We start from the raw sequence: 16,506 nt of genomic DNA, 5'->3' as shown, positions 1-16,506 counted from the left end.
AAGGCTATGTCAGGGATTTTGATGATTGCAAGCAAAGCACCGGTCGGACTCGTCTGTTTGCGAGGCCGACCGGTGGACTACGGGAGTTAGCGTCCGTCAGGCGTGCGCACGCCGACCCAACTGTCGCGGACCTGCTGGTAGTGCACACTCGGATCGTAGACCGTTGTGTTGAGGCCGAGCACCTGCGGCGCAAGGCGGCCAACCGCGTTGAGCACAGAATAGGACGCCACCACGCGATCGTGCTGCGCGGTAACCAGCGCGACGCGAGCGTTGACCAGCGCCTGCTGCGCGTTGAGCACGTCGAGTGTCGTGCGCTGACCGGCCTTGGCTTCCTCGCGCACGCCGTTCAGCGCGATCTCGGATGCCGTGACCTGCGCCTGCGCGGAGGACACCTGCGCCTTGCCGGCGACCAGCTGCCCCCACGCCGTCACGACGCTCGCGCGAGTCTGGTCGCGCGTCGTTTCGAGGTTCAGGCGCTGCTGGGCCAGGTTCTCTTTCGATTGGCGGATCAGCGAGTATTCTGCGCCGCCTTGAAAGATCGGTATGGAAGCAGTCGCGATAGCGGACGCGGTATTCGTTCGGAAAACCTGCAGGCTCTGCTGATAAGCAGTACTGACGCCAGCCTGGACCGTGACTGTCGGCAGCAGCGCGCCCTCGTTGATCTTGACCTGGAGATAATTGACGTCGATGCCGTACATCGACGCCGTAACATTGGGGTTCTCGACCAGGCTGAGATTGACCGCGGAGGGAAGCGTTCCCGGCAGGAAGCGATCAACCGGCGAACCCGGCGCGAGGTTTGCCGGCTCATTGCCGATGATGCGGCGGAAGTTGGAGCGGGTCGTGGTCAGATTCGATTCGGCGGTCAGCGCCTGCGTATTGCCGGCCGCCAGCTGAGCCTCAGATTGCGCGACGTCGGTGCGAGTCACCTCACCCACATTGAAGCGGTCGCGCGTCTGCTTGAGCGTCTGCTCCAGCACACGCACGTTGCTTCGCTGGACTTCCAGCGTCGCTGCATCGCGGAGATAGTCCATGTAGACGGTGGCGGCCTGAAGCAGCACGGTTTGTTCGAGCACACGCAACGCTTCGCGAGCCCCGGAGACCTGGCTTTCCGCCGCGCGCGTCTTGTTGGCGGTTTGATTGCCGTTGTAGAGCGTCTGGCTGACGGTCAGGCTGGCGCTGTTGGGCTGAAGGGGCTGCGTCGTGGGGGCGACGGTGTTGCCATGGATCGATCCGCCCTTCTGCACCGCCTGGATATCCTGATATTGAGCCCCGGTGCCGAGGCTCACATTGACCTTGGGACGATATCCCGACAGCGCCTGCGGCACGTTCTCGTCAGTCGAGCGCACCTGGGCGCGCTGCGCGTTGAGCTGCGGATTGTTCTGATAGGCGCGCACCAGCGCGGCCTCGATCGTATCCGCCAACGCAGGCGTCGGCCCGGCAAGCGCCGTCAGGAGGACCGAAACCGCTGCTCCGGTGAAGAACTTCACCCCATGCATCCTTGAAAATCCGTTCATTCTCACGTCAGGCTCGTGCCCGCGAGCCTGGTTACCGTATCCAAGTGGAGTCGTTACCCCGCAGCAACATAGGACGCGGCCGAGCGCGACGGAACTACCTCGGGGTCGTTCTCAGTGGAAACTCTTCACGTGCAGCATCCCGGCCACACTTCTGATTCAGAACGGGATTTTAACGGGGTTTTGGCCGTCAGAAGACGAAGGCGGCGGCCCGTTCCAGCCCGGGAAGCACCGGGGCGGCGGCGTCGAACAGCGGCCGATGGCCGAATTCGCCGTGGGTACGGGTCACAATCATGGCCCGCGACGGCCGGGATTCGGCCGAGACCCCCACCAGGCGTCCCCCTTCCCTGAGCTGGCCGAACAGCCGGTCCGGCGTCACTTCGGTGGCGCCATTGAGGACGATCACGTCATAGGGCGCGGCAGCCGGATCGCCTTCGGCGCAGGCGGCGGCCTTGCAGGTGACGTTGGTAAGCCCAATTGCGGCGAAGGCGTCCCTGGCTTTCGCAGCCAGAGCCGAATCGCTCTCCGTTGCCGTGACCTGGCGCGCAAGCTTCGCGGTCAGCGCGGCGAGGTAGCCGGTGGCGCAACCGACGACCAGCACGTTGTCGCCTTCGCCGATCTCGGCGGCCTGGAGCAGCTTGCCGGTCAGCTGCGGCTTGATCAGGAAGCGCTTGGCGCCGCCCTCGCTCACATCGAGATCGAGGTCGAGATAGGCCAGCGCCTGCCGGCTCGCCGGCACGAAGGCCTCGCGGGGAACCGTGAGCATGGCATCGAGAATGCGGCGATCGGTGACGTCATTGGTGCGCACCTGGCCATCGACCATTTTTAGGCGCGCGGTCGAAAAACCGGACATTTGCGGACCCTGCGAGGCGGACGATGCCGCGGACGAAACTTGGCGGCATATTTGGAGCAGGCTCCTCGAAAACGCAACACGTCCGTTGGCCTGTGAACCAACGGCGACGCAACGCAGGCATCGGAGGCGAGATGGCCTATTCGATCGCGACGGCAAGGCGGCCGATCAGGGCCGCCACTTCGTCCAGCCGCGCCGAATCGGGGGTCTCGACCGCGCGGGCGAGACAGGCGAGGCACTCATCGTCGCTCAGCTCGGGAACATCAGCCGGCAGAATCGAGGGGGCCAGGTGGGCGCGGTCGATCTGGATGTCGGGCATGGGAATCAGCTCCGTAAGAGTCCGGCCTCAACAAGCTCGATTTGAATTAAGTCGATTTGGTGCCGTCTGCGTGGCGGCGGTGCCGCCGCCCAACACATCCGCTTGAACGCGATTCTGCTGGTCTCGAGCGTAACGGCGCTGAGAGACTGATCAAGCAACATCGTGCGCCGCATCAGCGAACGCCGGCAAATAATTGAAAATGAAGCGGAATTTGGCTTCCCGGGCCAGATCAAATATTGTTACGCTTGCTGCTTTAAAAAGCAGCCTGCGGGAGCTTGGAGGGTTTCGGCTACCCCCAAAAGGTCTCTCTTCCACACTTGGTGCGTTGTTGCGCGCAGATACGTGTGCGCCCCTGCTCGTCTCGCGAAACCTAGCACGGAGACGAAGATGATTACCCGCGACGAAGCGCGCCGCCAAATTCTCATCGAATGGCAACGGTCGGCTACCGCCACCCCCAAGCCGATACCGAATGGTATGGACGGACTAACGTTTCTCGCCGATCTCCAACGCTATAGGCCTGATGTCCTCGAATTCCGGGACCGAGGTGACAAGTGGCAAACGGTGCATGGTTGGCTGCTGTGGGCCGGATTCCTATCCGACTAATTCATTCACCTGCGCACGACCGTGCCATCGAGAGCAAACTTTCTCATGAACGCAGCTGATCCGACGTCGATCTTTTGGTCGACATCGCCAGCCGGCCAGTCACGGTCGCCACTAGATGCCTATGGTCTTACGGGTCCGCAGACGGCCTAAACGACATTTTGCTCTCACCGAACGACCCAAATGGCTCGATGGGCCGCTGTGGGCAATTCGCCGACATCATTCGGCGACGGGTGGCGAACTAACTGCTCTTCTGCTCTTTCAGTGCTGGTTACCTGCACTCGCTGTTGAGCCAGATCAATACTCGGCCCATCCAAGGTCCCAACACTCCCCCCTTTGAGAGGGCGCCACCCATGCGATCTCTGCTCAGGGAAGTCCGGCAGAATCCGTTGCTATGGCTGCTGGTTGTTGTGCCCATCGTGCTCGTCGCCGAAAAGGCGGCGCCCGAGGCGCATACGACTCTATTCGTGCTCGCGGTCCTGGCCATCGTGCCGTTGGCCGCACTTCTCAGCCATGCGACGGAAGCTGTCGCTGCCAAGACGGGCGATGCGGTCGGCGGTCTCCTAAACGCGACGCTCGGCAACCTTACCGAATTGATCATCGCGGTGACCGCGCTTCGTGCAGGCCAGTACATGCTTGTGAAGGCATCGATTGCAGGAGCAATCGTAACGAACGCATTGTTCATGCTCGGTGCCTCCTTTCTGCTCGGTGGCCTGCGCTATCACGTTCAGGAATATAACCGGGCCACGGGCCGGCTCTATTCGGCCCTGCTGTTGATGGCGACGGTCGCACTTCTGGCTCCCTCCGCGGTTGCCGATCTGGCGCATGGCGAAGCCGTGACTCAGAAGCTAAGCATCTGTCTCGCCATTGTGCTCATCGTCGCCTACGGCCTTGGCCTTGTGTTTTCGCTCCACACCCACAAGGAGTTCTTTGCTAGCGAGCGGCAGGCCGAGGCGGATTTGCATTGGCCCATTGGCGTCGCGGTCGGCACGCTTCTCGTAGTCACAGCGCTCGTCGCGCTTGTTAGCGAGATATTTGTTGAATCCGTGCAGAAGGCAGCGGAAACCTTCGGAATGAGCCCGGCTTTCGTCGGCTTCATCATCGTCTCGATCGTGGGCGCCGCGGCTGAAATGGCCGTGTCCTTTTCCGCAGCGCGCAAGGATCGACTTGACATGAGCGTTTCGATAGCGCTCGGCAGCGCCTCCCAGATTGCGCTGTTCGTGGCCCCCGCTCTCGTTCTGCTTAGCTACGTCGTGGGACCCGCCCCAATGAACCTCCAATTCTGGCCAGGTGCGGTGACCATGGTGATGACCTCGGCTGTGATGGCGACCTTCATTACAAATAGCGGACGTTCTGCCTGGTTCATCGGCGTCCTGCTCATTTTCGTTTACGCGATTTTCGCCATAACGCTGTACGTAGTCCCGCCGGCCGCACAAGGCCCGACATGAAATACGCGCAGGCTGCCCACGATACGGAGCAATGGAAGACGTGAAGCCTCGCATTGCTGCGCCGGTAGCAACTCGCACGCCTCGACCTGCAGCCCTGATCAGATCTAAATCGAGGCTTTACTGGATATTGCGCGAAGCACCTTCCAAGATTGAACGCGCAACCTCAGACGCCCCAGTGATGATGATTTGTACGCCGATGCATAGCAGCAAAAATGCCGACAACTTTGTGACTACGCTGGTGCCTTCTTCGCCGAACAAGCGCGCCATCGCGCCTGATTTCCGGTAAGCATGGTAGATCGTCGCGGTCACGGCGACCGCCACCAGAAGAGAAACAATCGACGATCCGAACATCGCGTCGAGGCTGTCTGTCCGGCTTATTCCGATAGCAATGGCGGTCGCGATCGTTCCCGGCCCGGTCGTGAGCGGGATCGTCAGTGGGAAGAATGCCATCCGCTTCATAGTGGCGAGATCTGCGGATGATTCCCCGTGGGGGCCGCCCGCACCGGGCGCAGCGTGAAGCATCGACCAGCCTGTTGCCGCGACCACAAGACCTCCAGCAATCCGAAGCGCGGGAATGGTCACACCGAAGAAATTCAGGATCTGGCTGCCGAGAAACTGTGATACCAGAAGAACGGCGAAGGCGTATCCGGCAACCCGCAGTGCAAGATCCGCGCGCTCGTCTTCAGACAGGCCTCTGGTCCTGTCCAGGAAGATGAAAGCCAAGCCGTAAGGGTTGATGATCGCAAATAGTGCACCAAAGCCGAACAAGAAATCGGCAACCCATCGGGATGTCGCGAAATTGGGCATCTGGCGTCAGGCCCGTCTGTTGCGATGCAGAGTCCTTGATGGAAGCCGACTGCCAGCCCTCGATTCACTGGTTAGCCTCTCGCATCGCTCCGCCGCCGTCGGATCTACTTCGGCAGACATTCCACATTGTACGCGATGATGACCTGAGCCGGGTCAGCCTTACCCAAGCTCTTCAGATCTTCCAAGCCGCTCCTCAGTTTGGCTCCCGCCTCGCTCAAGCTTCCTTCAAGCGCGGCCTTGGCGTTCCTGCATCGTTGCTCACTAGAGAACTCCTGGAAGACGACTGTAGGGGAGCAGCCGCCATTCCGCCTTGTCGTTCGTCGCCGCAGGACTGACGGAGTAGGAAAAGACATACATCAACACCCACATCGACTTCTCCAACTTGTTGCCGCCCCCAATCATCGGGCCTTGCTTAGAAGCCCAAGGCTGGTCAAGCGTTGTCGATCGAGCATTGCGATCTCGCTCGTACTTGCGCCCTGAGCAGCCACTGGTTGCCGACCTTATTTGGCTGGCTTTTGATCGAGCCGCATTCGTTGAGCCCTCATGCGCTTGATCTCGCGACTCAAGGCTTCGCTCTTTTCGTCGCGCTGCTCCTTCTTTGATTCGAGCTGATCATTCTGGCGTAACTTTTCGAGCGCTTTCTCGACGGAAAGCTTATTCGTTCCGGCCATGGCGGACCTCTCTGCGCTCCTGCGTTCCAGCATCGGCGTACCCGCCGCTTCAGCTTTTCGGACTGAACAGACCGCCGGCGGCCTTCATCGCCGACTCGCCCATCGTCTTGGCCTGGTCGGTCAGCGCCCGCATCTGGTCCTGGAAGAACTCGGACTGAAGCTTGAGCGCGTCCTGCACATCCTTGGCATGGATGAGCTTGTCGCTGAGGTCGAAGGTCGCGGAGACATTGCGCTGCATGAAGCTGGAAAACTCCTTCGCCTGGCTGGCGATCGGCAGCGGTGAAGAGGCGAGACCTTTCTCCAGCATCTCGAAATATTCCGCATTGGCCTTGCGCAGGCGGCCGAGCGCATCGGCGAGTGCCGCACGGACGCCCTCAACGGACGAATTGATCTCTGCCATGACGACTTTCCTCTCTTCGTTGGGGTTACGCAGTAAGTCCTCCGAACCAGGCGCCGAAATAGCCGGCGTAGAGCGCCGGCACTTCGAGATTCATCGAGTGCCCGACCCGGGGCACGATCACGAGACGACAATCCGGCATCGCCTCCGCCATGGCGCGAAGATCCGCCGGGGGAATCCAGCCATCCCACTCACCCCACAGCACCAGGTGCGGATGCCGCAGCTCCGGCATGCGACGCTCGAGCTCCCGGCTCTCTCGTTCCCGCGTGAGGTTAATCGGGGTTCCGATCCATATACCCTCGGAGACACCGAAGGTTTGCTCGATGATGCGATCGAACAGAGCCTGGATATCCTTTAGTCCCTCGCGAAATTGCGGGACAGCATTCGATGCCATACTCTCCGGCACGAACAACGAGGACGCCGCCGTCGCCATGATCTTCCGCGTCAGCTCCTTGCTCTCCATCATCGCCCGAAATACGCCGATCTGATCGGCGTTGAACGTCATGCCGAGTGGCGTCACCGGGTCGAGCGCAAACACGCGCCCGAAGCGCTGCGGCTGCATCAACAGCATGCGGGCAGCGATGATGCCACCTGTCGAATGCGTCGCGAGATGGCAATAGCCAATATCGAGCGTGTCGAGCGCAGCCAGCATGTCCTCGGCATGCTGCTGCATGGCGTAGTTGGAATAATCTGCCGCGGGCTTCGGCCGATCGCTGTCGCCACAGCCGCGCCAGTCGATCCCGACAACGCGGAGACCGGATGGAAACAAGGGTGCGGCGAGCTCGATCCAGTCCTTGCTGGCAAGATTGCCGTGGATGAAGACGACGGTGACGTCGCCTTGCCCCCACTCTCGCCAGCCGAGCTGGATGTCACCCGTCTGCACCCGCGGCATCAGACCATCCTATTTGTTCAACCCGGCCGTGGGCGCTGCACCAGGCGGCGTCGGCGCCACCGGGATCGCCGATGCCACCGCGCCCTTGATCATGCGATCGGTGCCGAGCGGCGACGAGGTATCGACCCGTCCCTTGGTCACGAAGTCCACGACATCCGCGGAGTATTCGACCGGATTGTCGGTGTGGATGAAGTGCCCGGTCTCCGGATAGATCTTCAGCATCGGCCGGTTGCCGGCATTGGTCATCCGCGTCATGAACGGCGTGATGACGTCGCGTCCGAGATCGGTCAGCCCGTTGAAGGCGGGCGTCGGGATGAACGGCTCCTTGTCGCCGAACGCCAGGAAGATCGGCGCCTTGATCTCCGTGATCCGCTCGTAAAGGTTCTTCGGATCATCCTGCTGGAGCTCGGCCCCGATCGTGTAGATGTCGAAGATGAAGACGTTGCACCATTGCTCGAGCTCCTTCGGATTGCCCTTGGTGAGCCCGACGCGCTGCTCGGTGTGGAAGCGGGCATATTCGCTGTCGCTGAAGAAATAGCCGCTCTTGGCCGCCGACACCACGCCGGTGTCGGGGTCGCGCTTCCTAAAGTAGAAGAAGTCGCGAATGCTCTGCTCGTCGCGGGCCTTCTCCGCCGCCAGGATTCCCGTCTGATCCCAGATCTGCTTCCATTTGTCGAAGTCGCGGCCGAGACCCGGTTGGAACAGAGGCGCCTTCTTGCCCTTGGCGATGGTGATGTCGCGCGGATATTCCTCGAGACCGGACGGTGCTTCGAGCGCGAGCCCCTGCACGGCCTCCGGCCAGGTCAAGGCATAGCCCACGACGAACTGCCCACCGAGCGAGTGGCCGAGATAGTACGCATTCTTGACGCCAAGCTGGTTGACGACGAGGTCGTAGATGACTTCGCGCATGTCCTGCATGGTGCGAGCCGGGCTCTTGTCGAGATTGCCGGGCCCGGACATGCCGTAGCCAGGCAAGTCCGGCACGATCACGCGCAAGCCACTCCGCAACGCATATTGCATGATGTTGCCGTAGTGCCCGCCGAATGCGCCTTTGCCGTGGATGATGACGAGGACCTTGGGATCCTTGTCGGTGCCGGCATACTCATCCATGTAACCGATCTGCCAGGTGTTGCCGATCTTGTCCTTGGTGTTGGCGTACTTGACCGGATAGGGATAGGTTACAAAATCCTTCCAGAACGACTTGCTCGGATCGATGTTCTCGGCAACGCCCGGCACGCGGAAGTTCTTGTCGACAAATTTGTTCGCGCGATCCAGCGCAGCCACGTCGTCCATGAAGGCGACGAACTTCGGATCGTTCTTGCGCTGGTTGATGATCGGGAACACGCCGTAATGGGCGACCGGGCTCTCCTGTGCGATCAGGTCGGCACCCGGCACGCGATCGACGGCCTGCTGGGCCAGCTTGAAGTTCAGCCAGAGATCGTTGGTGATGTGCATCACCAGCGTGCGCGCCCGGATGCGGCCGAGATACGGATTGATGTTGTGGGTCTCGCCGACACGGTTGCGCCAGACGAGATCGACGGCGTCATAGAGCTTGGCGCGGTTGATGACGTTCAGCCCCGCCTTTTCGTTCGGCGGATCCCAGTAGAAGATCTCAGGCTGCACCGCGGTCCAGTTCTGGGTCGTGCGATAGCCGAAATCGTAGCCGGTCATGCCCAGGATCGACCAGCCGAACGCCACGCCGGGCATCGGATGCTTCTCCTTGGGCAGCTTGTAATAGTCGCCCTTGGTCGCCTGCCAGACCGGATCCCCCTCGATCGCAGCCGTCATCATCTGGAAGGTCCAGTTGCCGACGGGGTCCTCGCCATCGGACTGCGTGGTGCCGCCGATCGGCATCAGCGCGTTGATGTATTCCGGATGCATCACGCCCCAGACGTAGGTCTGCGTGCCGCCCATGGAGACGCCCGTCACCAGCGCAACGCGTGCGACCTTCAGCTCGTCGCGCAGCAGGCGATAATTGGCCTGCACCATGTCGTAGTAGCTGTACTGCGGAAACTTAATGCCGAGACCGTCGGACGGCTTGCTCGCGCCCCAGGTGCCGAGTGGGTCCACCATGATGACGTAATAGCGGTCGGTATCGATCGGTCGGCCAGAGCCAATGATCGGCACGCCGCCCGACAGTGGCGCGCCCTTGACCCACTGCTCGTACATGTCGGTGGAGTCGCCGGAATAGTAAGAGTTGATCACGACCGCATTGGTGATCTCGCCGGCGGCATTGCGCCGCGCGGTGCCGATCGCGATGTAGCCGGTGCGCAGCTTGCCCGCCCCGAGCGATTCCAGGGTTACGCCACCCTCGCCGCCAAACTCGAATTTCGACGGATCGGTCAGATCGTACTTGCCGCCGATCTTGAAGTTGGCGATCTCGTAGGTCTTCTTCAAACCGTCATGCTGCATCTGCGACGAGCGGCGCGTGAAAGGTTGTGCGACCGCAAGCGCAGTGCCGACCAGCAGCAGGATCAGGCTGACGAAACAACGCTTCACGAGATCTCTCCCGATCATGACGGCGTCCTCCCTGAGATTTTGCCGAGACGCTAGGCAGCGCGACCGGACGAGCCTTGATCTAACTCAATGGAATGCGCTTCTGCGGGGCGAGGATCGCGCCATCGAAAACCGCCGGTTGGTACAATGCCGTTTCTCAGTCACGGCTCATACCGAATACGCTATGAGCTGGACGGGCCGGCGGACGCTCCCGCCTATGTGCTGGTGAACGGGCTTACGCAGTATGCCGAACTATGGACGGCCTACCGTGACGCCCTGCTCGCACGGCACTTTCGCGTCGCGACCTTTGACATGCTCGGCCAGGGCGGCTCCGACAAGCCTGCCTTGTTCATCAATCAGGACGACCAGGTTGCCGCCCTTCATGGCCTGATCAGTGAGCTCGGCGATGGTCCCGTCTTCCTTAGCGGCATCAGTTTTGGCGGCCTGATCGCGCTGCGTTACGCCATCGCGCACGGCCAGCGGCTGTCGGGCCTCGTGCCGATGAGCTGCTTTGCCGAGTTGTCGCCGCAACTGCTCCTGATCGGAAACGCCCTGCGCACCGGCCTGATCCTCGGCGGCACCAGTTATCTCCAGGATCTGCTGCTGCCGATGAACCTGTCCGATCAATGGCTGAAGCCGCTTCTGGACAAGCTCGACGGCGTCAAACGACAGGGCTGGCTCGTCAACGACGTCTACGCCCTTCAAAACCTGATGGAGTCGTTCCTCGACTTCCAGCCAATTACCTCGCAACTGTCGTCGATCACGGTCCCGACCATGATCTTGAACGGTGAGTTCGATTTCCTGACACCCCGCGCCCTGCACGAGACCTTGCGCGTCGAGATTCCCAACAGCGCGCTCGTCATCATTCCGGAGGCGTATCACGCCTTCACCCTGGAGAAAGGTGCGCTCACAGCCGATTTGCTCGCCCGCTTTGCCGAGGACGTTCTGGCCGGACGATGGGAAGGCAACAAGGCCGTCCTGATAGCTCCGAACGAGCCCGGCGGCGAGATCACGCCGTTTCCGGCCGGCTACGACCATCTGCGCGCCATCCCGGTGCAGAGGCCCACATCATGAGCGGCTTTCTCGGGCCACTCGACGCAGAGGGGCGCGTGCCACCGCGTCAGCAGACGCGCATCGCTGCCTTCCTGATCTCGGCCCACGGCGCACTGGCGCGCCAGTTCGCATTGGCACTGCCGTTGCGGATCGAGGCCGCATGGCAGACCGAGTTGAACGCGCAGTTCTACCGGGAGTCGGAGATCGTCTCGCTACTGCAACGCACGACGTCCTGGGTACCTGACATCGCCCTCGGCTACATGGCCGCCTCCTGGGAGACCAGCTGGTTTCCCGCGCCGATGGAGACGGTCGACCGCGCGCTCGCGCCGGCGGTCAATCTCGCAACGCTTGCCCATGCCGTTCATGCCGGCATTCGTCCCGCGGCTCTTCTGCCGCTTGAGGCCAACGCTGCGGACCCCTTTGTGATGGCGCTACGCCGCATCGAGTTCGAAAGCGGCCGGCTGTTGCAGGCGCAGATCCTGTTCCTCAAAGGGCCCGATCTCCTGCCCTTCCGTGACGCCGTCAGCGCGGCGCTGGAAAAGCGTCATGCCGAGGTGCGCAGGCACTGGCGCGAGATGCTAGCGGGCATCGGCGTCGACGCGCGCGAATGATGGGGAGCCTTGACGCAGATCAACGGTATCACGCGAACGTCCGCCAACATCGATCCGCCGTCATTGCCTGCGCACGCCGACCGGAGTTCCAAATCATGCGGGCCGTTTCCGTCGAAGAAGCTGTTGCGATGATCCCGGCAGGCGCCAGCGTCATGGTGGGCGGGTTCATGGGCGTGGGAACGCCAGAGCGGTTGCTCGACGAAGTGGTGAGGCAGCAGAAGACCGGCCTGTCGCTCATCTCGAACGATGCCGCCTTCGTCGGGAAAGGCGTCGGCAAGCTGTTCGACGCGACGCTGGTGTCCCAACTGACCGCGACCCATATCGGGCTCAATCCGAAAGCGCAGCAGCAGATGCTGGCGAACCAGATCAGTGTCGATCTGGTACCGCAAGGGACCTTCGTCGAGCGCATCCGCGCCGGCGGCTGCGGGCTCGGCGGCGTGCTGACGCCGACAGGCGTCGGCACATTGGTTGCCGAGGGCAAGCGCCTGATCGAGGTCGACGGCAAGTCGTTCCTGCTGGAAACCGCCATTCGCGCGCAGTTTGCGCTGGTCCACGCCTTCCTCGCCGACTATCTCGGAAACCTCACCTACGCCCTCACCGCGCGCAATTTCAATCCGATCATGGCCATGGCGGCGGATACGGTGATCGTGACCGCCGAGCATATCGTGCCGGTCGGCGTCATCGCGCCTGATCACGTCGTCACGCCGGCGCCGCTCGTCGACTACCTCATTACGAACGGGTGAGATCATGGATCCGCAGATCATCATCGCCCGGCGCGTCGCCCAGGAGCTGAAGAGCGGCAATCTCGTCAATCTCGGCATCGGTATTCCGACCCTGGTCGCCAACTACGTCCCGGCCGACCTCAAGGTGTTCTTCCAGTCGGAGAACGGCCTGATCGGCACCGGCCCCATTCCGGAGCAAGGCATGGCCCATCCCCTGCTCACCGACGCCGGCGGCCGGCCGATCAGCGCACTGCCAGGTGCGGCGACCTTCGACAGCGCGATGTCGTTCGGGCTGATCCGCGGCGGTCATGTCGACGTCACCGTGCTTGGCGGTCTCCAGGTCGACGCGCACGGTTTGCTCGCCAACTGGATGATCCCGGGCAAGATGGTGCCGGGCATGGGCGGCGCGATGGACCTCGTCAGCGGCGCCAAGCGCGTCATCGTCGCCATGCAGCACGCTGCCAAGGGCAAGTCCAAGATCGTCGCCAAATGCACGCTGCCGCTGACCTCGGCGCGGCCGGTCAACCTGGTCGTCACCGACATGGCCGTGATCGGCTTTCCCGACGGCAAGGCAACGCTGCTGGAGACCGCACCCGGCATCAAGGTCGGAGAAGTCTTGGCCGTGACCGAAGCCGAGCTCGCAATCCCTGATTCCGTACCGGAAATGAAACTCTGACGGGACGGCCCATGCGGATATTCGGCGACTTCAACGAGATCAAATCCGCCGTCGGCACCGAGATCGGCGTCAGCGACTGGGTCGAGGTGTCACAGGATCGCATCAACCAGTTTGCGGAGGCGACCTGCGACGAGCAGTGGATCCATGTCGACCAGGAGCGTGCGAACAAGGAGATGCCCGGCGGCAAGACCATCGCGCACGGACTGCTCTCGCTGGCGCTGGCACCGCTGTTCATCCGCTCGGTGATCGGCCTGAAAGGGCTGCGCAACACGCTGAACTACGGCGCCGACCGGATCAGGTATCTCGCACCTGTGCCGTCGGGCTCCAGGCTGCGCGGGCGCGTCACTGTCGCCGAAGCCGAGGACGTGCCGCCGGACGGCTTGCGCGTGAACTACCATCTCGTCATCGAGATCGAAGGCGGTAAGAAGCCCGCCTGCGTCGCCGAGCTGATCGCCCTGCACTATCGCTGAGGACCGCGCGGCCGCTCAGTCGATGATGTGATATCCGCCGTCGATATAGAGCACGCTGCCGGTGATCAGCTTGGCGCCATCGAGCGCCAGGAACGCGGTGGCATTGCCGACATCGTCGATACTGACGAGGCTGCGTGCAGGCGCCTTCGACTGTGCCTTGTCCATGAGGTCGTCGAACTCGGGAATGCCTGACGCCGCGCGTGTCGCCAGCGGCCCCGGCGAAATTGCGTGCACGCGGATCCCCTTCGGTCCGAGCTCGGCGGCGGCATAGCGGACGGCGGCCTCGAGCGCCGCCTTTGCGACGCCCATGATGTTGTAATTATCCACCACCATCTGGCTGCCGTAATAGGTCATCGTGAACATCGTGCCGCCGTTCTTCATCAAAGGCTCGGCCAGATGAGCCATCCGCAGGAACGACCAGCACGAGACGTCCATGGTCTTGAGGAAGCCGTCGCGGCCGACGTCCACGACACGGCCGTGCAGCGCCTCCTTGGGCGAGAACGCGATCGAGTGCAGCAGGAAGTCAAAGTGTCCCCATTCGCTCGCGATGCGCTCGAACACCGCCTCGGTCTGGCCTTCGACCATCACGTCCAGCGGCATGAAGATCGGCGCCTCCAGCGCCTGCGCCAACGGCTCGACATGCTTCTTGGCGCGATCGTTGAGGTAGGTGACGGCGAGATCGGCGCCGAGTGCGCGAAAGGCTCGCGCACAGCCCCAGGCGATCGACTGGTCGTTGGCGATGCCGACAACCAGGCCCTTCTTGCCCTTGAGTGCCACCTTGCTGTCCGGGAATACGGGAATCATGACACCCTCTCAGGTCTCGTGTTGTGGGTTTGACCGTTCATCAGCAGCGACAACGTATGCTGCGCGATCATCAATTCCTCGTCGGTCGGAACGACATAGACGGGGATCTGGCTGCTGGCGCGCGAAATCAGCCGTGAATGGCGTGCGTTCTCGCCCTCATCGAGCGCGACGCCGAGCCATCCAAGCTGCTCCGCGATCCGCGCGCGGATCGATGCCGAGTTCTCACCGATCCCGGCGGTGAAGACGAAGGCGTCGAGCCCCTGCAAGGCCGCAGCTAGCATGCCGGCGTTGAGCCCGATCCGGTAGACGAAATAGTCGATCGCCAGCCTTGCCTGCGGGTTTGTGCTGGCCTCCAGTTCCCGCATGTCGTTGCTGACGCCGGAAAGCCCCTTCAAACCGCATTCGCGATAGAGGAAGTCCTGGGCCTTGGCAGGCGTCATCCCCTTCTCTGAGGTGAGATAGAGCACCACGCCCGGATCGATCTGTCCGGGACGCGTTCCCATCGGCAGACCGTCGAGCGCGGTAAAACCCATCGTGCTCTCGACGCTGCGCCCATCCTTGATCGCGCACATCGAGGCGCCGCTGCCGAGATGGGCGACGATCACGCGCTTCTTCGCCATATCGGGCGCGATGCTCGGCAGGGTCCTGGCGATATATTCGTACGACAGCCCGTGGAAGCCGTAGCGCCGCACCCCTTCGGCATGAAGCTGATACGGGATGGCATAGTGATCGGCGACCACATCATGCGTGCGGTGAAAGGCGGTATCGAAGCATGCCACCTGCGGGAGCGTCGGGAAGTTCGCCAGCAGCGAGCGTATCGGCGCGAGATTGTGCGGCTGATGCAAGGGCGCCAGGGTCACAAAGCGTTCGAGGCGGGATACGACCCCGTGGTCGATCAGAACCGGCCGCGAATAGTCCGGGCCGCCATGGACGACGCGGTGACCGACCGCGATTGGCGTGACCTGGAGTTCGTCCCGCAGCCAGTTGCCGGCAACAGTCATTGCGGCCGGGACATCAGGCACTGTCTCGATCGGATAGGCCCGATCGGCTAGCGGATCACCGCTCGGACCGCTCGCCCGCAGGCGCGGCCGGCTGCCAATGCCGTCCATCTGTCCCTTGATCTGCCGACGAAGTGCACCGTCACCTTCGGCCGAATAGACTTGGAACTTGACGCTTGAGGATCCGGCGTTGACGACGAGGATCGTATCCATGTCGGTCACGCAGCAACTGTCGGCGCCTGCTGGCGCCGGGCGTGAGCATAGAGTGCAGCGACCGCGCAAGAGGCCATCCGCGCCCGCGGCGAATCCGCACGCGAAGTCAGGACGACGGGCACCCGGGCGCCGAGCACAATGCCGGCGCCGTCGGCCTTGGCGAAATAGGCGAGATTCTTGGCCAGCATGTTGCCGGACTCGAGGTCCGGAACCATCAGGATCTGGGCGCGGCCAGCGACCTCGGACGTGATGCCCTTGATCCGCGCGGCCTCCGGATCGATGGCGTTATCGAAGGCCAGCGGACCATCAAGCACACCGCCGGTGATCTGGCCGCGGTCGGCCATCTTGCAGAGAGCGGCCGCTTCGATCGTGGAGGGAATCTTCGACGTGACCGTTTCGACCGCCGACAGGATAGCCACCCGCGGCGCGCTGCCAAAGCCAGCCTGGTTGTAGAGATCGATCGCGTTCTGGATGATGTCGCGCTTGGCGTCGAGATCGGGGAAGATGTTGATCGCGGCATCCGTCACGAAAATGGTCTCGGCATAGGCGGGCACGTCCATGACGAAGACGTGGCTGATGCGGCGGTCGGTGCGCAGGCCGCCGGTCTTGGCCGTGACGGCGCGCATCAGCTCGTCGGTATGGAGGCTGCCCTTCATCAGGAGCTCGCCCCTGGCCGAATGGATCAGCTCGACGCCCTTGGCGGCCGCATCGTCACTGTGAGCGGCATTGATGATCTCGAAACCGGATACATCCAGGTCGAACTTCGCGGCCGTATCCCTGATTTTCCTTTCGGGGCCGACCAAGATCGGCCGGATGATGCCCGCGCTCGCGCTGTCGACGGCGCCACGCAGCGAGGTCTCGTCGCAGGGATGCACGACGATGGTCGGCGTCGGCGGCGCAGCCCGGGCCGCCGCGATCAGGCGGTCATACTTGCTGCCGGACTGGGCTTGCGTCGTGTCGGCTGACAT

General features: G+C 62.5%; 18 protein-coding genes. 7 read left to right on the top strand and 11 right to left on the bottom strand.

Going from position 1 to position 16,506, the window contains the following annotated elements:
• Positions 1-86: 86 nt before the first annotated feature.
• The 3 genes from ACLFLU_RS22100 to ACLFLU_RS22090 form a co-directional block, all read right to left on the bottom strand.
• Positions 87-1,496: a TolC family outer membrane protein gene (locus tag ACLFLU_RS22100; protein ID WP_426406988.1), complete on the bottom strand. Its 1,410-nt coding sequence runs from the start codon at positions 1,494-1,496 to the stop codon at positions 87-89.
• A 205-nt stretch (positions 1,497-1,701) separates the two neighbouring features.
• Positions 1,702-2,364, bottom strand: a complete 663-nt coding sequence (locus tag ACLFLU_RS22095; protein ID WP_426406987.1) for a protein-L-isoaspartate O-methyltransferase family protein — start codon at positions 2,362-2,364, stop codon at positions 1,702-1,704.
• Between the two features lie 136 nt (positions 2,365-2,500).
• The gene (locus tag ACLFLU_RS22090; protein WP_194462210.1) at positions 2,501-2,680 is read right to left on the bottom strand and encodes a hypothetical protein; all 180 of its coding nucleotides are present in this window, start codon (positions 2,678-2,680) and stop codon (positions 2,501-2,503) included.
• 387 nt (positions 2,681-3,067) lie between these two features.
• On the opposite strand from ACLFLU_RS22090, the gene ACLFLU_RS22085 reads away from it, so the two are divergent.
• Positions 3,068-3,283 carry a hypothetical protein gene (locus ACLFLU_RS22085; RefSeq protein WP_426406986.1) on the top strand — a complete coding sequence of 72 codons (216 nt, stop codon included), beginning with the start codon at positions 3,068-3,070 and terminating at the stop codon, positions 3,281-3,283.
• A 350-nt stretch (positions 3,284-3,633) separates the two neighbouring features.
• Positions 3,634-4,728, top strand: coding sequence for a calcium/proton exchanger (gene cax / locus ACLFLU_RS22080; RefSeq protein WP_426406985.1), 1,095 nt, complete (start codon positions 3,634-3,636; stop codon positions 4,726-4,728).
• Positions 4,729-4,845: 117 nt separating this feature from the next.
• Here cax and ACLFLU_RS22075 read toward each other — a convergent pair whose 3' ends face one another.
• The 5 genes from ACLFLU_RS22075 to ACLFLU_RS22055 all read right to left on the bottom strand — a co-directional run bounded on the left by ACLFLU_RS22075 (position 4,846) and on the right by ACLFLU_RS22055 (position 10,012).
• Positions 4,846-5,535, bottom strand: a complete 690-nt coding sequence (locus tag ACLFLU_RS22075) for a MarC family protein (protein ID WP_426406984.1) — start codon at positions 5,533-5,535, stop codon at positions 4,846-4,848.
• 500 nt (positions 5,536-6,035) lie between these two features.
• Positions 6,036-6,206, bottom strand: coding sequence for a hypothetical protein (locus ACLFLU_RS22070; RefSeq protein ID WP_426406983.1), 171 nt, complete (start codon positions 6,204-6,206; stop codon positions 6,036-6,038).
• A gap of 49 nt (positions 6,207-6,255) precedes the next feature.
• The gene (locus tag ACLFLU_RS22065) at positions 6,256-6,606 is read right to left on the bottom strand and encodes a phasin (RefSeq protein ID WP_426406982.1); all 351 of its coding nucleotides are present in this window, start codon (positions 6,604-6,606) and stop codon (positions 6,256-6,258) included.
• 25 nt (positions 6,607-6,631) lie between these two features.
• Complete coding sequence (locus ACLFLU_RS22060; RefSeq protein WP_426406981.1) at positions 6,632-7,495, bottom strand: alpha/beta fold hydrolase; 864 nt, start codon at positions 7,493-7,495, stop codon at positions 6,632-6,634.
• Between the two features lie 9 nt (positions 7,496-7,504).
• Positions 7,505-10,012: an alpha/beta hydrolase gene (locus ACLFLU_RS22055; RefSeq protein WP_426406980.1), complete on the bottom strand. Its 2,508-nt coding sequence runs from the start codon at positions 10,010-10,012 to the stop codon at positions 7,505-7,507.
• 126 nt (positions 10,013-10,138) lie between these two features.
• On the opposite strand from ACLFLU_RS22055, the gene ACLFLU_RS22050 reads away from it, so the two are divergent.
• From ACLFLU_RS22050 to ACLFLU_RS22030, 5 genes are all read left to right on the top strand, one after another.
• A complete protein-coding gene (locus ACLFLU_RS22050; protein WP_426406979.1) occupies positions 10,139-11,065 on the top strand; it encodes an alpha/beta fold hydrolase in 927 nt (308 codons plus the stop codon).
• On the top strand, positions 11,062-11,655 hold the full coding sequence (locus ACLFLU_RS22045) for a hypothetical protein (protein WP_426406978.1): 594 nt from the start codon (positions 11,062-11,064) through the stop codon (positions 11,653-11,655). The genes ACLFLU_RS22050 and ACLFLU_RS22045 overlap by 4 nt, the downstream gene beginning before the upstream one ends.
• A gap of 95 nt (positions 11,656-11,750) precedes the next feature.
• Complete coding sequence (locus ACLFLU_RS22040) at positions 11,751-12,398, top strand: CoA transferase subunit A (protein ID WP_426406977.1); 648 nt, start codon at positions 11,751-11,753, stop codon at positions 12,396-12,398.
• A gap of 4 nt (positions 12,399-12,402) precedes the next feature.
• Positions 12,403-13,053 carry a 3-oxoacid CoA-transferase subunit B gene (locus ACLFLU_RS22035; protein WP_426406976.1) on the top strand — a complete coding sequence of 217 codons (651 nt, stop codon included), beginning with the start codon at positions 12,403-12,405 and terminating at the stop codon, positions 13,051-13,053.
• Between the two features lie 11 nt (positions 13,054-13,064).
• Positions 13,065-13,523 carry a MaoC family dehydratase gene (locus ACLFLU_RS22030; RefSeq protein WP_426406975.1) on the top strand — a complete coding sequence of 153 codons (459 nt, stop codon included), beginning with the start codon at positions 13,065-13,067 and terminating at the stop codon, positions 13,521-13,523.
• Positions 13,524-13,538: 15 nt separating this feature from the next.
• Here the strand turns inward: ACLFLU_RS22030 and fabI are convergent, their stop codons facing one another.
• The 3 genes from fabI to ACLFLU_RS22015 are packed head-to-tail and all read right to left on the bottom strand — an operon-like array spanning position 13,539 to position 16,506.
• A complete protein-coding gene (gene fabI / locus ACLFLU_RS22025) occupies positions 13,539-14,327 on the bottom strand; it encodes an enoyl-ACP reductase FabI (RefSeq protein WP_426406974.1) in 789 nt (262 codons plus the stop codon).
• On the bottom strand, positions 14,324-15,538 hold the full coding sequence (locus ACLFLU_RS22020; protein ID WP_426406973.1) for an acetate/propionate family kinase: 1,215 nt from the start codon (positions 15,536-15,538) through the stop codon (positions 14,324-14,326). Before ACLFLU_RS22020 ends, fabI begins: the two co-directional genes overlap by 4 nt.
• A 5-nt stretch (positions 15,539-15,543) precedes the next feature.
• The gene (locus tag ACLFLU_RS22015) at positions 15,544-16,506 is read right to left on the bottom strand and encodes a phosphate acetyltransferase (RefSeq protein ID WP_426406972.1); all 963 of its coding nucleotides are present in this window, start codon (positions 16,504-16,506) and stop codon (positions 15,544-15,546) included.

Origin of the sequence: Bradyrhizobium ganzhouense (assembly GCF_049949285.1) — a bacterium.
In the GTDB taxonomy this organism is placed as follows: Bacteria; Pseudomonadota; Alphaproteobacteria; order Rhizobiales; family Xanthobacteraceae; genus Bradyrhizobium; species Bradyrhizobium ganzhouense.
The sequence above is the reverse complement of the archived record's forward strand: the minus strand, read 5'-3'. Positions and strand labels throughout refer to the sequence as shown.

Coding starts and splice junctions, on each gene's coding strand:
- ACLFLU_RS22100 (WP_426406988.1), bottom strand. CDS start 1,496: ATGCATGGGGTGAAGTTCTTCACCGGAGCAGCGGTTTCGGTCCTCCTG.
- ACLFLU_RS22095 (WP_426406987.1), bottom strand. CDS start 2,364: ATGTCCGGTTTTTCGACCGCGCGCCTAAAAATGGTCGATGGCCAGGTG.
- ACLFLU_RS22090 (WP_194462210.1), bottom strand. CDS start 2,680: ATGCCCGACATCCAGATCGACCGCGCCCACCTGGCCCCCTCGATTCTG.
- ACLFLU_RS22085 (WP_426406986.1), top strand. CDS start 3,068: ATGATTACCCGCGACGAAGCGCGCCGCCAAATTCTCATCGAATGGCAA.
- cax (WP_426406985.1), top strand. CDS start 3,634: ATGCGATCTCTGCTCAGGGAAGTCCGGCAGAATCCGTTGCTATGGCTG.
- ACLFLU_RS22075 (WP_426406984.1), bottom strand. CDS start 5,535: ATGCCCAATTTCGCGACATCCCGATGGGTTGCCGATTTCTTGTTCGGC.
- ACLFLU_RS22070 (WP_426406983.1), bottom strand. CDS start 6,206: ATGGCCGGAACGAATAAGCTTTCCGTCGAGAAAGCGCTCGAAAAGTTA.
- ACLFLU_RS22065 (WP_426406982.1), bottom strand. CDS start 6,606: ATGGCAGAGATCAATTCGTCCGTTGAGGGCGTCCGTGCGGCACTCGCC.
- ACLFLU_RS22060 (WP_426406981.1), bottom strand. CDS start 7,495: ATGCCGCGGGTGCAGACGGGTGACATCCAGCTCGGCTGGCGAGAGTGG.
- ACLFLU_RS22055 (WP_426406980.1), bottom strand. CDS start 10,012: ATGATCGGGAGAGATCTCGTGAAGCGTTGTTTCGTCAGCCTGATCCTG.
- ACLFLU_RS22050 (WP_426406979.1), top strand. CDS start 10,139: ATGCCGTTTCTCAGTCACGGCTCATACCGAATACGCTATGAGCTGGAC.
- ACLFLU_RS22045 (WP_426406978.1), top strand. CDS start 11,062: ATGAGCGGCTTTCTCGGGCCACTCGACGCAGAGGGGCGCGTGCCACCG.
- ACLFLU_RS22040 (WP_426406977.1), top strand. CDS start 11,751: ATGCGGGCCGTTTCCGTCGAAGAAGCTGTTGCGATGATCCCGGCAGGC.
- ACLFLU_RS22035 (WP_426406976.1), top strand. CDS start 12,403: ATGGATCCGCAGATCATCATCGCCCGGCGCGTCGCCCAGGAGCTGAAG.
- ACLFLU_RS22030 (WP_426406975.1), top strand. CDS start 13,065: ATGCGGATATTCGGCGACTTCAACGAGATCAAATCCGCCGTCGGCACC.
- fabI (WP_426406974.1), bottom strand. CDS start 14,327: ATGATTCCCGTATTCCCGGACAGCAAGGTGGCACTCAAGGGCAAGAAG.
- ACLFLU_RS22020 (WP_426406973.1), bottom strand. CDS start 15,538: ATGGATACGATCCTCGTCGTCAACGCCGGATCCTCAAGCGTCAAGTTC.
- ACLFLU_RS22015 (WP_426406972.1), bottom strand. CDS start 16,506: ATGTCAGCCGACACGACGCAAGCCCAGTCCGGCAGCAAGTATGACCGC.